This window comes from Mycobacterium sp. IDUB_9 (assembly GCF_055419505.1).
Genome location: NZ_JBVAXU010000006.1, coordinates 213,779 through 229,568 on the forward strand (window position 1 = coordinate 213,779; position 15,790 = coordinate 229,568).

The following is a 15,790-nucleotide window of genomic DNA, read 5'->3' on the forward strand; positions in this document are numbered from 1 at the left end:
ACCCCACCGAGCGCCACAATATAGGTATGCAACTCACGCATTTCGGACATTCGTGCCTACTCGCCAGCATTTCGGACACCACGGTGCTGTTCGACCCGGGCAACTTCTCGCACGGTTTTGAAGGCATCACCGGCTTGTCGGCCATCCTGATCACCCATCAGCACCCCGACCACGCCGATACTGCCCGGTTGCCCGCGCTGATCGCGGCCAACCCACAGGCGGCGCTGTATGCCGACCCGCAGACCGCTGCCCAACTGGGCGAGCCGTGGCGCGCCGTGCATCCCGGCGACGCGTTCCGGGTCGGCTCACTGAATGTGCGGGGCACCGGCGGTCGGCATGCCGTGATCCATCCGGAAATCCCTGTGATCGACAACATTTCGTACCTGCTGGGCGACGACGAGCATCCCGCGCGGCTCATGCACCCGGGGGACGCACTGTTTGTCCCCGGTGAGCCGGTCGACGTGCTGGCCACCCCGGCGGCCGCCCCGTGGATGAAAATCTCGGAGGCCGTGGACTTCCTGCGCGCGGTCGCACCGGCCCGGGCGGTGCCCATCCATCAGGGCATCATCGAGCCAAATGCGCGGGGCATCTACTACGGACGGCTGTCCGAGATGACGAAGACCGACTTCCAGGTGCTGGCCGAGGAAAACGGCACCGAGTTCTAACGCGAGCAGACGCAAAACTGCCTCTATTTCAACAAAAAGGGGCAGTTTTGCGTCTGCTCGCGGGACTCAGGCGATATCGGCGGCCGCACCCCGCCCGGCCGCTCGGCCGGAGAAGATACAGCCGCCGAGGAAGGTGCCTTCCAGGGATCGGTAGCCATGCACCCCGCCGCCGCCGAATCCGGCCGCCTCACCGGCGGCGTACAGGCCCGAGAACGCGGTGCCGTCGGCTTTGAGCACGCGCGAGTCCAGGTCGGTTTCCAACCCTCCCAGAGACTTTCGGGTCAGGATGTGCAGCTTGACGGCGATCATCGGTCCGGCCTTGGGGTCGGTGAGGCGATGCGGGGCGACGACGCGGCTGAACCGGTCACCGAGGTAGCTGCGCGCCGCCCGAATGGCCGTGATCTGCCCATCCTTGGTGAATTTGTTGACCACCTCACGGTCCCGCGCGGTGACTTCGGCCGCGACGGTGGCGTAGTCGAGTTCAACGACATCCGGCACGTCGTTCATGGCAGCCACGAGTTCGCGAAGCGACCGCGCGCTGACGAAGTCGACGCCGCGATCGACGAAAGCCTGGACCGGGGCCGGCGCACCGGGGCGTACCCGCGCCAGCACGTCGCGCACGCTGCGCGACGTGAGGTCGGGGTTCTGCTCCTGGCCGGACAGCGCGAACTCCTTGGCGATGATGCGCGCGTCGAGGATGAACCAGGTGTAGTCCTGCCCGGTGCGACAGATGTGTTCGAGCGTGCCGAGGGTGTCGAAGCCTGGGTACAGCGGACCGGGAAGTCGTTTTCCGTTGGCGTCCAACCACAATGACGATGGTCCGGGCAGGATACGGATCCCATGGTCGGGCCAGATCGGATCGTAGTTGGTGATGCCTTCGGTGTAGTGCCACATCCGGTCGCTGTTGATGACGTGCGCGCCGGCGGTCTCGGAGATGCCGATCATGCGGCCGTCGACGTGCGCGGGTACCCCGCTTAGTAGTTGCTCGGGCACCCGGCCCATGCGGGACGGCCAGTTCTTCCGCACCAGATCGTGGTTGCCACCGATGCCGCCACTGGCCACGATCACCGCCGATGCGCGGAACTCGAAGTCTCCGACGACATTCCGTGACGACGGTGCGCCGCGGGGCGCATCGGAGGGTTCCAGCACCGAACCCCGGACGCCGACGACGGCGCCGTCGGAGACGATGAGCTCATCGACGCGGTGCCGGTGGGCAAATCGCACCCGGGGGTCTTCCACCAGCCGGCGGGCGAAGACGTCGACGATCGCCGGGCCGGTCCCCCAGGTGATGTGGAAACGCGGCACCGAGTTGCCGTGTCCCAGCGCCCCGTAACCGCCCCGCTCGGCCCATCCGACCAACGGGAAGATCTGCAGACCACGTGCCCGCAACCAACTGCGTTTCTCCCCGGCGGCGAAGTCGACGTAGGCATGGGCCCACTCCAGGGGCCAGTGATCCTCGGGACGGTCGAAACCGGCGGTGCCCAACCAGTCCTGTAGCGCCAACTCCTGGCTGTCGCGGATACCGAGCCTGCGTTGTTCGGGGCTGTCGACGAAGAACAGACCACCGAACGACCAGAACGCCTGACCGCCCAGGTTGGCGGCGTTCTCCTGGTCGAGGATCAGTACCCGCAGACCCTTGCCCTGATTCCCGGCTCGGCCGGGGCGCTCCAGCAGTTCACCCGCGGCGACCAATCCGGCCAGGCCCGCCCCCACGACAATGACATCGGCGTCCGCCATGAGACGCAACACTAGCGCTTGTCAGGCGGCCTCGGTCAGTGCCGAAAATCCTCGCCACCCGTAGACCGTCGGCACGCACTGGTGCAGCAAAGCCAGGTCGATTGCATCCAGCATGGCCTGCCGCGGGCCGGGCCGCCGCAGGTGCCGCGCAGCGACTGCGACGCGCACCATGCCTTCGCGTCGCGCGGTGCGTTCAGCGGCGAGCACCACGGTGCGGCACCACCACGGCTCGGACAGGAATCCTTCACCGATACCCACGACCCGCGCTCGTGTCGTGGTCTGCCGGACCAGGTCGGTGATGCCATTCAGATCGGCGAGCAGCCGAAAGCCGTTGCGCGGCAGGATGGTCACGGTGCCCGGCGAAACAGTCCAGCCAGGGGCGGCAAACAACCGGGTACGCAGACCCAGGTGTTCGAGCACCCGGTCGGCGCCCATCAGCCGCAGGTTGGCCTCATGGGCGGGCAACGACGCGAACTCGCCGCGCCGCTTCTTGGTCGCGGCCTCGTCGTAGCCGTGCAGCACGATGGCGTCACCGCCACTGCGCCGACGGGTCAGCCATTCCACCGTGCCGGCATCGCGGTCCAACCGGTAACCACCCTTGAGCCGCGGCGCAACCATCATCGAGGCGGGAACGCCACGGGTGTCAAGCTCGGCGCAGAACGACTCGACGTCAGCCATCGTGCGATCGCTGATCTGCGATATCGAGACGATGAGTTGTCCGGTCACGCTGCCAGTGTGGCAACGTCACATGTCGGGACGGTGTCGAACACTCTGACGCCGAGTGTCCATTGGGATAGACCCTGCGATCAGGCCGGCAGGACCGCTTCGATTGCCGCGATCACCTCGGGTGCGTCCGGCTCGGTGCGCGGACGGAACCGGTTGGCCACCGTACCGTCGGGGTTGAGCAGGAACTTCTCGAAGTTCCACTGGATGTCTCCGGCCTCACCGGCCGCGTCTGTGGCCTGGGTCAGCGCGGCGTAGAGCGGATGCCGGTCGGCGCCGTTGACGTCGGTCTTGGCCAGCAACGGGAACGTCACGCCGTAGGAGGTCGAGCAGAACGTCTGGATCTCCTCGGCGCTGCCAGGCTCCTGACCCATGAACTGGTTGCACGGAACGCCGACGACGGTCAGCCCGCGGGAGCCGTAATCCTGCGCGAGCTTCTCGAGGGCGCTGTACTGCGGGGTCAGCCCGCACTTGGAGGCCACGTTGACCACCAGTGCGGCGCCGGTCGCGAGCTCGGCCAGCGTGGTCTGCCTGCCGTCGAGGGTGGTCAGCGGAATGTCGTTGAGGCTCATTGGCGCGACGCTACCGGATCTAACCATCGAACAGGATCGCGGCCAGGCTCTCCACCTTGGCGATCGGGTCACCCCCGGTGTCGATCGCGTCGTTGAGCCACAGCATCGAAAACCCGTGCACCAGAGACCAAGCGGCCAGCGCGGCACTGTCCGGGTCGGCGGCCGCCTTGGGGTCGGTCAGCGTGCCGACGCCGCGGTTCAGTTCGGCTCCGGCGGCCGACGCGGCGGCGACCAGCTCGGTGTCGGTGTCGTCGTAGAGCGACTTGTCGAACATCACCTCGTAGTGGCCGGGGTGGTCCAGGGCGAAGCGCACATAGGCCTTGGCGGCGTCGATGAACTGCGGCCTCGCCTCGGTCAGTGCCGCGGCCAGGAGCTGAAACCCTTCGGTGGCCAGTGCGGTGAACAACCCGCGCCGGTCGGTGAAGTGGTGGGCGGGGGCCGCATGGGAGACGCCTGCGGCCCGCGCGAGTTCGCGCAGCGAGATGCCGTCGGCGCCCCGCTCGGAAACGAGCGTGGCGGCCTGCGCGAGGATCACGGCCTTGAGGTCACCGTGGTGATAGCCCATGCAGCCCATCCTAATCCCACATCTTGACAGCGACTAGATAAGGCGTAGCGTGTCCGATCTAGACACCGACAAGATCGGAGCGTGCGATGGCCGTCTTTCTGACCCTGATTCTGGGCAGCGTGGCAGCTCGGGCGATCGGCCTGCTGGGCGTGGATTATCTGGACAACTGGACCACGGCGATCGCAGTGGGTCTCGCGGCCATGTTCGCCTTGACCGGTATCGCACATTTCGTGAACCCGTTGCGGCGCGACATGATCGCGATCGTGCCGCCGGCCCTGCCCGCGCCGGGTGTGCTGGTGTCCGTCACCGGCGTGCCGGAACTGGCCGGTGCGGCCGGACTGCTCTACCCGCCGACCCGCGTCGCCGCGGCAGTCTGCCTGTTCCTGCTCATGCTGGCCATGTTTCCGGCCAACGTCTACGCGGCACGGATGCCGAACCCGCCGAAATCGATGACCACGCGATTAAGCGTTCGGACCGCCGAAGAGGCTGTCTACCTGGCCGCTGCCATAGTTGTCGCGGTCGGCAGCAGCTAGCAACCAGGCGTACTGGAACGCGGCTTCCTTCCACCGCTCGTAGCGTCCGGACAGGCCGCCGTGGCCGGCCACCATCTCGGTCTTCAGCAGCACAGGATGATCGTCGGTCTTCGTGTGCCGCAGTGCGGCAACCCATTTGGCCGGCTCGACGTAATACACTCGCGTGTCGTTCAGCGAGGTCATCGCCAGGATCGCCGGATAGTCCTGTGCCGCCACGTTCTCGTATGGCGTGTAGGCCTTCATGTACCGGTAAACCTCGGGGTCCTCCAACGGATTTCCCCACTCGTCCCACTCGGTCACAGTCAGCGGCAACGACGGATCCAGGATCGTCGTCAAGGCGTCGACGAACGGCACCTGGGCCAGAATCCCGGCGAACAACTCCGGGGCCATGTTGGCCACCGCACCCATCAACAACCCGCCGGCACTGCCGCCGAGGGCCACCAGATTCTGCGGTCGGGTCACGCCGTCGTCGACGAGATGGCGTGCCGCCGCAATGAAATCGGTGAAGGTGTTGGTCTTCTCCAACAGCTTGCCGTGCTCGTACCACGGCCGGCCCAGTTCGCCACCGCCGCGCACATGGGCGATCACGAACACCATGCCGCGATCCAACAGCGACAACCGGGCGATCGAGAACCGCGGATCCTCACACGACTCGTAGGCGCCGTAGCCGTAGATCAGCGCCGGCGCCGGGAACTGCAAACCGGCCCGGTGGATGATCGAGATCGGAACCCGGGCCCCGTCGGCGGCCGTCGCCCAATCCCGGCGCTCCACATAGTCTTCCGGCCGGTAGCCGCCCAGCACCGGCTGTTCACGCAGCAACGTGCGCTCACCGGTGGCGAGGTCCAGGTCGTAGATCCGCGCCGGCGTGATGAACGAAGTCGCACCGATGCGCAACTTCGGGGTGGACCAGTTCGGGTTACCGCCCATCCCCGCGGCGGTCAGCTCGGAGTCGAAGGTCAGCTCCTCGCGCGTGCCGTAGCCGTCGGCGGTGAGCGGCCACAGTGCGATCTTCGGCAATGCCTCACTGCGGTAACTGATCACGAGGAAGCCGTCGAACGCGTCGACGCCGTCCAGTCGTACATCGGTCCGGTGTTCGATGAGGGGACGGAAGTCAGCGGGATCACTGACCGGAGCGTCCACCAACATGAAGTTCTCGGCACCGTCGTTGTGCAGGATCAGGAACCGGTCCTCACCCCCGACCACGGCGTGCTCGACGGAGTACTCCACCAGGTCGCGACGCTCCCAGACCGTGGTGAGCTCGGCAGTCGGGTCATTCGCGTCGACATAGCGGACCTCGGTGGTGACCGCGCTGCCCGACGCGACGAACAGGTATTTGTCGCTGCGGCTTCGACCGATCGCGACCCAGAACCGTTCGTCCGGTTCGTGATACACCTTCTCCGCAGTCAGGCCCGATGCCAGCCGGTGCCGCCACACGGTGTCGGGCCGCCAGGCGTCGTCCACCGTGGTGTAGTACAGCGTGCGGCTGTCGGCCGCCCAGGTGCCGCCGGCACCGATCCCGGCGATCGTGTCGTCATAGAGCTCACCGGTACGTAAATCCTTGAATTTCAAGGTGTATCGCTCGTCACCCAAGACGTCCACCGAGTAGGCCAGGATATTGCCGTCCAGGCTCACCGTGGCAGCTCCGAGCGAGAAGTACTCGTGACCGTCGGCCTCGACATTCTCGTCGAGCAGAATCTGCTCACCGAGAATCTCGGCACCCTCGTCGAGCTCGGGTGGCGTCCAGTCGTCGGGATCGCCGATCGGGCACCGACAATGCACCGCGTATTGCTTGCCCTCGAAGCTGCGCGCGTAGTACCACCAGCCGTTGCGGCGCATCGGCACCGAGAGGTCGGTTTCCTTGGTGCGGGCCTTGATCTCGTCGAAGATCTTCTGCCGCAACGGCTCCAGATGCCCGGTGGCGTCCTCGGTGTAGGCGTTCTCGGCTTCCAGGTGCGCGATCACCTCGGGATCTTCCTTGTCGCGCAACCATTCGTAGGGGTCGATGAACACGTCACCGTGGTGCTCGCGACGGTGGTTGCCGCGCTTGGCGACGGGCGGCTGCACAGATGGGGTCATGCGCCGATCCAATCCTCGAACCGGAGGCCCGAAATCCGTTCGTACGCCTCGATGTACCGGGCTCGGGTGGCCGCAACGATCTCCTCGGGCAACGACGGCGGCGGCGTGTCGCCGTGCCGGTCCCAGCCCGAATCAGGCCCGGTCAGCCAGTTGCGGACGAACTGCTTGTCGAAGCTGTCCTGAACCACGCCCGGCTGGTACGTTTCCGCGCGCCAGTACCGGGACGAGTCCGGGGTGAAGACTTCATCGGCCAGCACCACATTGCCGTCCTGATCGACTCCGAACTCGAACTTGGTGTCGGCGATGATGATGCCCTTGACCAGCGCATGGTCGGCACCCTGCAGGTAGGTCTGCAGCGTGCGCTCCTTCAACTGGCCGGCCAGCACCGGCCCGACCAGATCGATCACCTGCGCGTAGGAGATGTTCTCGTCATGCTCGCCGATGTCGGCCTTGGTGGCCGGGGTGAACAGCGGCTCGTCGAACTTGCTCGCCTCCCCCAGCCCCGGCGGTAGGGGGATACCGCACACCGACCCCGACGCCTGGTAGTCGAGCAGCCCGGAACCGGTCAGGTAGCCACGGGCCACACATTCCACCGGCAGCATCTTCAGTTGCTTCACCACCAGCGCACGGCCCAGCACCTCAGCGGGGATGCGCTCGTCGTCCGGCGGCCCGGCCAGGTGGTTCGGCGCGCTGATCAGGTCGAAGAAGAACACGCTCATGGCCGTCAGGATCCGGCCCTTGTCCGGGATCTGCGAGTCGAGGACGTAGTCGTAGGCCGAGATCCGGTCGGTCGCCACGAACAGCAGGTGCTCGTCGTCGATGCGGTACAACTCGCGGACCTTGCCGCTGGCCAGGTGCTTGTAGTCGGACAGAGCGGGGCGCATTGGGCCACCCTATGTGTTGGGATCGATCTCATGAGATCGCGGTACCTGCCCTATGCCAGCAGACCCGGCCGCCTGTTGGCCCAGTTGTTCAGCGACGTGGCCGTCATCACCTGGACCGCAGTGTGGATATTGGTCGGGATGGCCGTGCATTCGGCGGTGTCGACCATTGCCGAGGTCGGCAGGCAGGTCGAGAGCGGCGCCAACGGGGTTGCTGACAACCTCGGCTCCGCGGGCGACAGCACCGACAATGTTCCCCTGGTCGGCGACACGCTGAGCAAGCCGCTGCGCGCTGCCAGCGATGCCGCGCTCGACATTGCCGGCGCCGGCCACAACCTGGACAGCACGGCGAGCTGGCTGGCCTGGGTGCTTGCCCTGGCCGTGGCCGCGGCACCGATCCTGTTCGTGGCGATGCCCTGGCTGTACCTGCGGGTGCGGTTCTTCCGGCGCAAGTGGACCGCGATCACCCTGGCCTCGACGGCCGCCGGCGAGCAGTTGCTCGCGCTGCGGGCCCTGGCCAACCGGCCGCTGGCCAAGCTGACCGCGGTGTCCGACGACCCGGTCGGAGCGTGGCGCAGTCAAGACCAACGAGCCATTCGCGGCCTGGCGGCCCTGGAGCTGCGTTCGGCTGGTATGCGTCTGCGCCGCATTTCCCAGTGATTTGGGTGCGTTCAGTAACGGTGGGCGTTACTGAACGCACCCAAATCACAGGGGTGGGAACCGTTGGCGGGGGCAGCCCGTCCAATCGATGTGCTCGATGACTATCTGCGTGACCATGACGGCGTGATCACCCTGGCTCAGGCACAGCAGGCTGGGCTGAGCAAGCAGGCGGTCTACCGCAGGGTCCGGTCTGGACGTTGGCTCCGCTGCTCGCCTGGGGTGTACTTCGCCGACGATCGACCGTTCACCGATTCAGCCCGGATCAGGGCCGCTGTGTGGTCGGCGGGGCCGAATGCGACGGCGAGCGGACTGGCCGCCGCGTGGTGGCATGAGGTGACCAGATACCCGCCGGAAATCGTTGAGGTCACCATCCCGAAGACAGGCCACCATCCGCAGCGGCACGGCATCCGACTGCGCCGGCGTGACCTCGACCCGTGCGACATCGTCGAGCGAAACGGATTGCGGGTGACGGCGCTGCCGCTGACGGTCGTGGAGGCCGCTGCCCGGCGCGGCGGTGGCGCCAAACTCATGGACACCGCGCTGCAGCGCCACACCGAGCTGCGCGACCTGTGGCGGGCACATCTGCGCAACAAGGGCAGGCACGGCTCGCCCGCCGCCCGCAGGTTGCTCATCGCGGCGGCGGACGGAGCACGCTCCGAAGCCGAACGACTGCTGATCAAGCTGCTCAGAGAAGCCCGGATCACCGGATGGAAGGCCAACTACCGCCTGGGCCGATACGTGATCGATGTTGCCTTCCGCGCCCACAAACTCGCGATCGAGACGGACGGCTGGGCGTTCCACAGCGATCAGGAGGATTTCCAGCATGATCGGGTCAGGAAGAACGAGATCGCACTGATGGGCTGGCAGGTGCTTCGGTTCACCTGGCTGGACCTGACCGAGTACCCGCAGCGGGTGATCACCGAGATTCGCTGCGCTATCCAGTACCGCTGAGCTTCCGCAGCCAGCTGCCGAACGGGTGGCGCACAGTCACCGAGCCCATCCGCACCCGGCCACGCACCACGAGATGCAGCTGGTCCGACGGCGGGCTGGTGCGTACCTTGGCCGTGGCGCTGCCGGCGACGGCGTTGACGCCGTTGAGGTCGGCGGTAGCCGTGGTGGGCACGATGATCTCGGTTGAACTGCAGTAATCGTCGACGAGGATCTCGACGACCCGGCTGGGTAGGACCGCCGAGGTGAAGTCGAGAGTCGTGCTGCACAGCCGGGTGTTCAGGCGCAGCGTGGGCGTCACGGTCCACTGGCCGCGACGCACGATCGATGACATCCATCCCCGCAGTTCTTCGGGGGCGACCGCCGGACGCTGCGCTGCCGGAGCTGCCAGCGGCAGATCGGCTATCAGGGCGCTCAGCTCACCGCGCGTCTGCGCGGCCAGGGCAGCGTCATAGCGCTCGGTGAATTCGTCGAGCGTGATCATGCCTTCGCCTACTGCACGTTCGAGCAGTTGTCCCACCCTGGCGCGCTCGGCGTCTGAGACTCGGAGATGGTCGTTTTGGCCTGAGTCCATGCTCCGAGGTTAGGCGAATTCGACCACAAGGTGCCGGATCCCGGTGTGCCGGTTGCTGCGGGCCCATTCGACGGGCTTGGCCAACCGGGCCGACGAGAACCGGCCCAAGAGCTCCTCGAACAGCACCCGCAACTCCAGCCGGGCCAGGTTGGCGCCAAGACAGTAATGCACGCCGTAGCCGAAACCCAAGTGCGGGTTGGGTTTACGCGTGATGTCGAAAACGTCGGGCTGCTCGAACACCAGCGCGTCCCGGTTCGCCGAGCCCTCCCAGACCTGCACCTTCTGCCCGGCCTCGATGTCGCAGCCACCCAGCGTCACCGCTCGGGTTGCGGTGCGCCGCTTGGACGGTGACGGCGAGGTCCAGCGCACCATCTCCTCGATGGCGGTGGGCAGTTCGCCGAGGTCCTCACGCAACAATGCCAGCTGCGAAGGGTTTTCGATCAATGCCAGCAGTCCGCCGGCCACCGCGTTGCGGGTGGTCTCGGCTCCGGCGCTGAACAGCAGGCTGAAGAAGAGGTACAGCTCGAGATCGCTCAGCTCGGCATCCGACGCGTTTGCCACCACCGAGAGCATGTCGTCGGTGGGCTCGGCACGTTTGGCGGCGATGAGTTCCTGGCCGTAGGTGTACATCCGCGAGCCTGCCTCTTCGGCAGTCAGCTGCGCCATGGCCGCCGAGCGCGAACCACCGAAGTCGAACTGCGGCTCGATCGCGTGGAACAGCCAATGCCGTTCGGATTCAGGCACTCCCAGCAGTATGCAGATCATCTGCATGGGCAGCTCCGCGGCCACGTCGACCAGGAAGTCGAACGGCGCTCCGGCCACTACCCCGTCCAGCAGCCGGCGCGTCCGCACCCGCAGGTCGTCTTCGACCCGCCGGATCATCCGTGGGGTGAGCCCGGAGCTGACCAGCCGCCGGATCTCGGAGTGCCGCGGATCGTCCATCATGTTGAGCACCTGCCCGGCGATGGACAGGTCCTGCAGCAGCGTGCCACCGTACGGCCGGGTGCCGCCGGTCACCGACGAGTAGGTCTCCGCATCGCGCAGCACCGCAAGGGTTTCGGCGTGTGTGGCCACCGACCAGAAGCCCTCACCGTCCGGGGTGTGTTCCGTCGGCGAGTGCCAGTACACCGGCGCTTCACGGCGGTGCACCGCGAACAACTCGTGCGGGAAACCGGCCGCGAAATTGTCCAGATCGGTGAGGTCGGCCGCCAACGTCACAAGATGGCGCCCGAGGTGTACTTGGCGGCCTCCGGGTAGCGGCTGACCAGCTCGTCGACGGCTGCGACGACGCCGTCGACCTGGGCGCCCGCGGCTCCGGTGAACGCCTGCTTGTCGGCCAGCGCGGCCTCCAGCGCCGCCCGGTCCAGCGGCAGTCGCGGATCGGCGGCCAGGCGGTCCAGCAGGTCGGGCTCCAGCCCGCGCTCACGCATGTCGAGCGCGACGGCCACGGCGTGTTCCTTGATCACCTCATGGGCGGTTTCGCGGCCCACGCCGGCACGCACCGCGGCGATCAGGATGCGGGTGGTGGCGAGGAACGGCAGGTAGCGGTCCAGCTCGCGCTGGATCACCGCCGGGTAGGCGCCGAACTCGTCGAGCACCGTCAGCAAGGTCTCGGTCTGCCCGTCGATGGCGAAGAATCCGTCGGGCAGCGCGACGCGGCGCACCACCGAGCAGAACACGTCGCCCTCGTTCCACTGCGCACCGGCCAGTTCGGCGGCCATCGAGGCGTAGCCACGCAGTACCACCTGCAGGCCGTTGACCCGCTCGCAGGACCGGGTGTTCATCTTGTGCGGCATGGCCGAGGAGCCGACCTGTCCGGGCGCGAAGCCCTCGGTCACCAGCTCGTGGCCGGCCATGAGCCGGATGGTGTGCGCCAGCGAGGACGGCCCGGCACCCACCTGCACCAGCGCCGAGAGCACATCGTGGTCCAGCGAACGCGGGTACACCTGTCCGACGCTGGTGAAAACGTCGGTGAAGCCCAGGAATTGGGCGACCCGCCGTTCCAGTTCGGCCAGCTTGGACGTGTCGCCGTCGAACAGGTCGAGCATGTCCTGGGCGGTGCCCATCGGGCCCTTGATGCCGCGCAGCGGGTAGCGGTCGATCAGCTCACGTAGCCGGGTCAACGCCAGCAAGGACTCTTCGGCCGCCGAGGCGAACCGCTTGCCAAGGGTGGTGGCCTGGGCGGCCACATTGTGCGACCGGCCCGCCATCACCACGTCGCGGTAGACGACTGAGCGTTCGGCCAGCCGGGCCACCACCGCGACGCCGTGGGCGAAAACCAGCTCCAACGAGCGGCGGATCTGCAGCTGCTCGACGTTCTCGGTGAGGTCGCGGCTCGTCATGCCCTTGTGCACGTGCTCGTGGCCGGCCAGCGCGTTGAACTCCTCGATGCGCGCCTTGACGTCGTGGCGGGTGACGCGCTCGCGGGCCGCGATCGAGGCGAGGTCGACGTTCTCCAGGACGCGCTCGTAGTCGTCGACGACGCCGTCGGGCACCGGAACACCCAGCTCGGCCTGCGCACGCAGCACGGCGAGCCAGAGTCGGCGCTCGGCGACGATCTTGGCCTCCGGCGACCAGATCGCGACCATTTCGTCGCTCGCGTAGCGGTTGGCGAGAACATTCGGGATCGTCACGAACACACAGCTTACGGCCCGGGCCGGGGTACCAATGAGACAGTGGACGGATGTACTTCGTCGGGCTCGACCTTGCGTGGGGCGAGAAGAATCAGACGGGTGTCGCTGTCATCGACTCCGGTGGGCGGGTCCTTCACGTGGGCGTGGCGCAGGACGACGACGACATCGGGGCGGCTATCGAGCCCTATGTCAGTGGCGACTGCCTGGTGGCCATCGATGCGCCGCTCATCGTCAAGAACCCGACGGGCCACCGGCCGTGCGAACGGGATCTCAACCGGGACTTCCAGCGGTTCGACGCCGGGGCGCGCCCGGCGTTCACCGAGCGGCCCGAGTTCAAGCATCCGCGCGGCGCGCGTATCGCCGCGGCGCTGGGGCTGGACATGGATCCGTCGTCGCCGTCGAACCGGCGCGCGATCGAGGTGTATCCGCATCCGGCGAGCGTGGTTCTGTTCGGGCTCGACAAGACCTTGAAGTACAAGCGCGGCGCGTTCGGGGACCGGCAGCATGAACTGCTCAGGTTGATGACGTTCATCGAGGAGCTCGACACCGCGACGCCGAGGCTGCGGGCCAACCGCAATGTCAGCTGGGTCGAACTGCGCAAGCGGATCGAGGCGGCCACCCGGCCGGGCCAGCTCGACCGTGACGAGGACCCGGTCGACGCCATGCTCTGCGCCTATATCGCGCTGTACTGGTACAGCCGGCCAGAGGACGTCACGATCTACGGCGACTTCGCCTCCGGCTACATCCTCACCCCGTCACTCCCCGCCGAAAGGCTGCCCCGTCAACGGCCGGCACCGGCACGCGAGGCGCCACCGTCAAGCGCAGTGGCCGAATATGCCGCCCGGCGACCGGATCTGGTGGCTGCCACCGAGCAGTACCTCAAGCTGGTCACCGGACTACTCGATGAGGCGGGCATCAACTATCTGAGCATCACGGCCCGCACCAAGAGTGTCGATTCGTTCGCCGCGAAGGCCAATCGTCGTGCGGCCGACGGCACGCGGATGTACACGGACCCTCTGGTCGAGATCACCGACCAGGTGGGGCTGCGCGTCATCACCTATCTGCGTGAGGACGTCGACGCCGTGGCCAACCTGCTGGCCGAGGAGATGCGGCTGCTCGACGACCAGGACATGGGTCTGCAGACCGCCCGCCAGGGCCGGTGGGGCTATGCGAGCCGGCATCTACTCTTCGGTGTCGAAGGCGAACAGTATCCGGCGTCCATCCAGGTGCGTACCGTGCTGCAGCACGCGTGGGCCGAGTTCGAGCATGACGTGCGGTACAAGGGTTCGATCCCGGCTGAGCACGTCAGCGAGCTGGACCGTCGATTCACATTGGCAGCCGGGCTTCTGGAACTGGCCGACCGCGAGTTCACCGAGATTCGGGAACGGCTGCGGCTGACCATGACGGAAGGGGAGGGGGAGGACGAGTCCCCGGAGTTCTCCAGGGATTCACGCATCGCCACCCCGGTGCTGGCCACCTATCTGGGCAACCGTTTCGCCGACGCCGGCTGGTCGCGAACCGACCACTACGCGTGGATCTCGGGGTTGCTGCTCGAACTCGGCATCACGTCATTGGAAGCGCTTACCGGCGTGCTGGATGCGGTGGACACGGACGAGATCAACCGGCTCATGGACTACCGATACCCACCCGGCGCAGTGCGTCGCCTCGATGACGCGTTGTTGGCCGTGTTCGATGACCGCTACCTCGGACTGGATGGCAATGCGCACCGGATCGCATTGCTGCAGAACCGTATTGCGAAGTTGCGCGCCGAGACCTAGGGAGCGTCACCGAAGTGGGTGGGGTCGGTGATGCCGGCCCCGCGAATGCCGAGTTGCCGGTTGATCACCATGGTGATGCCGAACAGTACGACTCCGGTGGCGACGAGTGCCAGGGCCAGGATGTACTGCTCCAACGGCCGTCCCGAGGTGGGCAGCACCAGATACAGCGAGGCCACAAAGCCGACGACGGGCAGTGCGGTCGGAGTCTTGAAGTGCCCGCCCTCTTTTCGGACATCTCGGCGCAGCACCAGCACCGCCACGTTGACCACCGAGAAGACCGCGAGCAGTAGCAGCGAGGTGGTGCCGCCGAGGATCGCGACGGTGTCCCCACTCGCGAACGCCGACACGTAGAAGATGAGTCCGAACGCGATGAGCGTGGTGAACATGATTGCCACCCAGGGCGTGTGGCGCTTCGGATGCACCACCCCGAGCATCGGCGGCAACACATGTTGACGGGCCATGCCGTAGAGCAACCGACTGGCCATCAGCATGTTGATCAACGCGGTGTTGGACACCGCGAACATCGAGATGATCGGCAGGATGTTTGCGAACGGAAGCCCAGGCGCGGCGGCTTCCATCACCTTCACCAGCGGGGACGAGTCCGCCTCGGCAAGGGTTCCGACCGGCACCAGTGCGACCGCAATGATGGCCACGACGATGTAGACCAGGCCGGCGATACCCAGACCGGTCAACAACACCTTCGGGAAGATCCGCACCGGGTCCTTGGTCTCCTCGGCCATGTTGACCGAGTCCTCGAAGCCGACCATCGCGAAGAACGCCAGCGACGTCGCAGCGGTAACCGCGATAAAGGCGTTCTTCTCACCGGAAGTGTCGAAGGCTACGACGCGGGAGAAGTCGACATCCACCCCGCTGACGATGGCCCACAGTCCGACCACGACCACGATCACCAGGCCGGTGATCTCGACGAACGTGAGGAAGACGTTGAGCTTGACGCTTTCACTGACGCCTCGGAGATTCACCGCGGCGATCAACGCCATGAACAGCAGCGCCAGCGCGACAGTTCCCAGTCGCTGCCAGCTGAAGATGTGGTCGAAGTTCACCTCGATCGCGTCGAAGAAGCTGATCGCGAAAAACCTCGAAGCTGTTGAGGCCGAGGTGATTCCGGAACACATGACGATGAAGGCCACCAGGAACGTGACGAACTGGAGCCCAAATGCCTTGTGCGCGTAAAGCGCTGCACCGGCCGCCTGCGGATATTTGGTGACCAGCTCGAGATAGCTGAATGCGGTGATGGTGGCGATCAGGAAGGCCGCGAGGAAGGGAACCCAGGCGGCACCGCCGACTTCCTTGGCGACCTGCCCGGTCAGCGCGTACACACCGGTGCCGAGGATGTCTCCGACGACGAACAGCAGTAGCAGCCCGGGACCCATCACCCGCTTGAGCTGTGGCTCCTCCGCGGTTGCGGGTTGCGACATTCCCCCTCC

The 15,790-nt window shown here is 66.5% G+C and carries 15 protein-coding genes; 5 read left to right on the top strand and 10 right to left on the bottom strand.

Annotated elements, in window-relative coordinates; translation table 11 throughout:
• Positions 1-26: 26 nt before the first annotated feature.
• On the top strand, positions 27-665 hold the full coding sequence (locus ACZY08_RS24070; RefSeq protein WP_463747032.1) for an MBL fold metallo-hydrolase: 639 nt from the start codon (positions 27-29) through the stop codon (positions 663-665).
• Positions 666-731: 66 nt separating this feature from the next.
• On the opposite strand, the gene ACZY08_RS24075 is transcribed toward ACZY08_RS24070, so the two are convergent.
• The 4 genes from ACZY08_RS24075 to ACZY08_RS24090 all read right to left on the bottom strand — a co-directional run bounded on the left by ACZY08_RS24075 (position 732) and on the right by ACZY08_RS24090 (position 4,262).
• Entirely contained in the window at positions 732-2,402 is a 1,671-nt protein-coding gene (locus ACZY08_RS24075) for an FAD-binding dehydrogenase (protein ID WP_463747031.1), read from the bottom strand.
• Positions 2,403-2,423: 21 nt separating this feature from the next.
• Complete coding sequence (locus tag ACZY08_RS24080) at positions 2,424-3,128, bottom strand: DUF2334 domain-containing protein (protein ID WP_463747030.1); 705 nt, start codon at positions 3,126-3,128, stop codon at positions 2,424-2,426.
• An 80-nt stretch (positions 3,129-3,208) separates the two neighbouring features.
• Positions 3,209-3,697: a glutathione peroxidase gene (locus ACZY08_RS24085; RefSeq protein WP_463747029.1), complete on the bottom strand. Its 489-nt coding sequence runs from the start codon at positions 3,695-3,697 to the stop codon at positions 3,209-3,211.
• Positions 3,698-3,716: 19 nt separating this feature from the next.
• Entirely contained in the window at positions 3,717-4,262 is a 546-nt protein-coding gene (locus tag ACZY08_RS24090; RefSeq protein WP_463747028.1) for a TetR/AcrR family transcriptional regulator, read from the bottom strand.
• 86 nt (positions 4,263-4,348) lie between these two features.
• Between ACZY08_RS24090 and ACZY08_RS24095 the strand changes: the two genes are divergently transcribed.
• A complete protein-coding gene (locus ACZY08_RS24095; protein ID WP_463747027.1) occupies positions 4,349-4,795 on the top strand; it encodes a DoxX family protein in 447 nt (148 codons plus the stop codon).
• On the opposite strand, the gene ACZY08_RS24100 is transcribed toward ACZY08_RS24095, so the two are convergent.
• Together ACZY08_RS24100 and ACZY08_RS24105 are read right to left on the bottom strand one after the other, a co-directional pair.
• Entirely contained in the window at positions 4,724-6,871 is a 2,148-nt protein-coding gene (locus tag ACZY08_RS24100) for a S9 family peptidase (RefSeq protein WP_463747026.1), read from the bottom strand. The two genes, ACZY08_RS24095 and ACZY08_RS24100, sit on opposite strands and share 72 nt — an antisense overlap.
• On the bottom strand, positions 6,868-7,755 hold the full coding sequence (locus tag ACZY08_RS24105) for a phosphoribosylaminoimidazolesuccinocarboxamide synthase (RefSeq protein ID WP_463747025.1): 888 nt from the start codon (positions 7,753-7,755) through the stop codon (positions 6,868-6,870). Before ACZY08_RS24105 ends, ACZY08_RS24100 begins: the two co-directional genes overlap by 4 nt.
• A gap of 30 nt (positions 7,756-7,785) precedes the next feature.
• Between ACZY08_RS24105 and ACZY08_RS24110 the strand changes: the two genes are divergently transcribed.
• Both ACZY08_RS24110 and ACZY08_RS24115 read left to right on the top strand, forming a co-directional pair.
• Positions 7,786-8,412, top strand: a complete 627-nt coding sequence (locus tag ACZY08_RS24110) for a hypothetical protein (RefSeq protein WP_463747024.1) — start codon at positions 7,786-7,788, stop codon at positions 8,410-8,412.
• Between the two features lie 90 nt (positions 8,413-8,502).
• The gene (locus ACZY08_RS24115) at positions 8,503-9,363 is read left to right on the top strand and encodes a DUF559 domain-containing protein (protein ID WP_463747231.1); all 861 of its coding nucleotides are present in this window, start codon (positions 8,503-8,505) and stop codon (positions 9,361-9,363) included.
• Here ACZY08_RS24115 and ACZY08_RS24120 read toward each other — a convergent pair.
• Genes ACZY08_RS24120 through purB form a run of 3 tightly spaced genes read right to left on the bottom strand, consistent with a single transcriptional unit; the run spans position 9,347 to position 12,567 of the window.
• Positions 9,347-9,934, bottom strand: a complete 588-nt coding sequence (locus ACZY08_RS24120) for a DUF1707 SHOCT-like domain-containing protein (protein ID WP_463747023.1) — start codon at positions 9,932-9,934, stop codon at positions 9,347-9,349. The genes ACZY08_RS24115 and ACZY08_RS24120 overlap by 17 nt on opposite strands.
• Positions 9,935-9,943: 9 nt before the next feature.
• Complete coding sequence (locus ACZY08_RS24125; protein WP_463747022.1) at positions 9,944-11,152, bottom strand: cytochrome P450; 1,209 nt, start codon at positions 11,150-11,152, stop codon at positions 9,944-9,946.
• The gene (gene purB / locus ACZY08_RS24130; RefSeq protein ID WP_463747021.1) at positions 11,149-12,567 is read right to left on the bottom strand and encodes an adenylosuccinate lyase; all 1,419 of its coding nucleotides are present in this window, start codon (positions 12,565-12,567) and stop codon (positions 11,149-11,151) included. The genes ACZY08_RS24125 and purB overlap by 4 nt, the downstream gene beginning before the upstream one ends.
• 50 nt (positions 12,568-12,617) lie before the next feature.
• On the opposite strand from purB, the gene relZ reads away from it, so the two are divergent.
• Positions 12,618-14,345, top strand: coding sequence for a bifunctional ribonuclease/(p)ppGpp synthase (gene relZ, locus ACZY08_RS24135; RefSeq protein WP_463747020.1), 1,728 nt, complete (start codon positions 12,618-12,620; stop codon positions 14,343-14,345).
• Here the strand turns inward: relZ and ACZY08_RS24140 are convergent.
• Positions 14,342-15,781 carry an APC family permease gene (locus tag ACZY08_RS24140; RefSeq protein ID WP_463747019.1) on the bottom strand — a complete coding sequence of 480 codons (1,440 nt, stop codon included), beginning with the start codon at positions 15,779-15,781 and terminating at the stop codon, positions 14,342-14,344. The two genes, relZ and ACZY08_RS24140, sit on opposite strands and share 4 nt — an antisense overlap.
• Between the last annotated feature and the right edge of the window lie 9 nt (positions 15,782-15,790).

Bases quoted from the DNA above. Each gene is read 5' to 3' on its own strand.
- ACZY08_RS24070 (WP_463747032.1), top strand. From the start codon at position 27: ATGCAACTCACGCATTTCGGACATTCGTGCCTACTCGCCAGCATTTCG.
- ACZY08_RS24075 (WP_463747031.1), bottom strand. From the start codon at position 2,402: ATGGCGGACGCCGATGTCATTGTCGTGGGGGCGGGCCTGGCCGGATTG.
- ACZY08_RS24085 (WP_463747029.1), bottom strand. From the start codon at position 3,697: ATGAGCCTCAACGACATTCCGCTGACCACCCTCGACGGCAGGCAGACC.
- ACZY08_RS24090 (WP_463747028.1), bottom strand. From the start codon at position 4,262: ATGGGCTATCACCACGGTGACCTCAAGGCCGTGATCCTCGCGCAGGCC.
- ACZY08_RS24095 (WP_463747027.1), top strand. From the start codon at position 4,349: ATGGCCGTCTTTCTGACCCTGATTCTGGGCAGCGTGGCAGCTCGGGCG.
- ACZY08_RS24100 (WP_463747026.1), bottom strand. From the start codon at position 6,871: ATGACCCCATCTGTGCAGCCGCCCGTCGCCAAGCGCGGCAACCACCGT.
- ACZY08_RS24105 (WP_463747025.1), bottom strand. From the start codon at position 7,755: ATGCGCCCCGCTCTGTCCGACTACAAGCACCTGGCCAGCGGCAAGGTC.
- ACZY08_RS24110 (WP_463747024.1), top strand. From the start codon at position 7,786: ATGAGATCGCGGTACCTGCCCTATGCCAGCAGACCCGGCCGCCTGTTG.
- ACZY08_RS24120 (WP_463747023.1), bottom strand. From the start codon at position 9,934: ATGGACTCAGGCCAAAACGACCATCTCCGAGTCTCAGACGCCGAGCGC.
- relZ (WP_463747020.1), top strand. From the start codon at position 12,618: ATGTACTTCGTCGGGCTCGACCTTGCGTGGGGCGAGAAGAATCAGACG.
- ACZY08_RS24140 (WP_463747019.1), bottom strand. From the start codon at position 15,781: ATGTCGCAACCCGCAACCGCGGAGGAGCCACAGCTCAAGCGGGTGATG.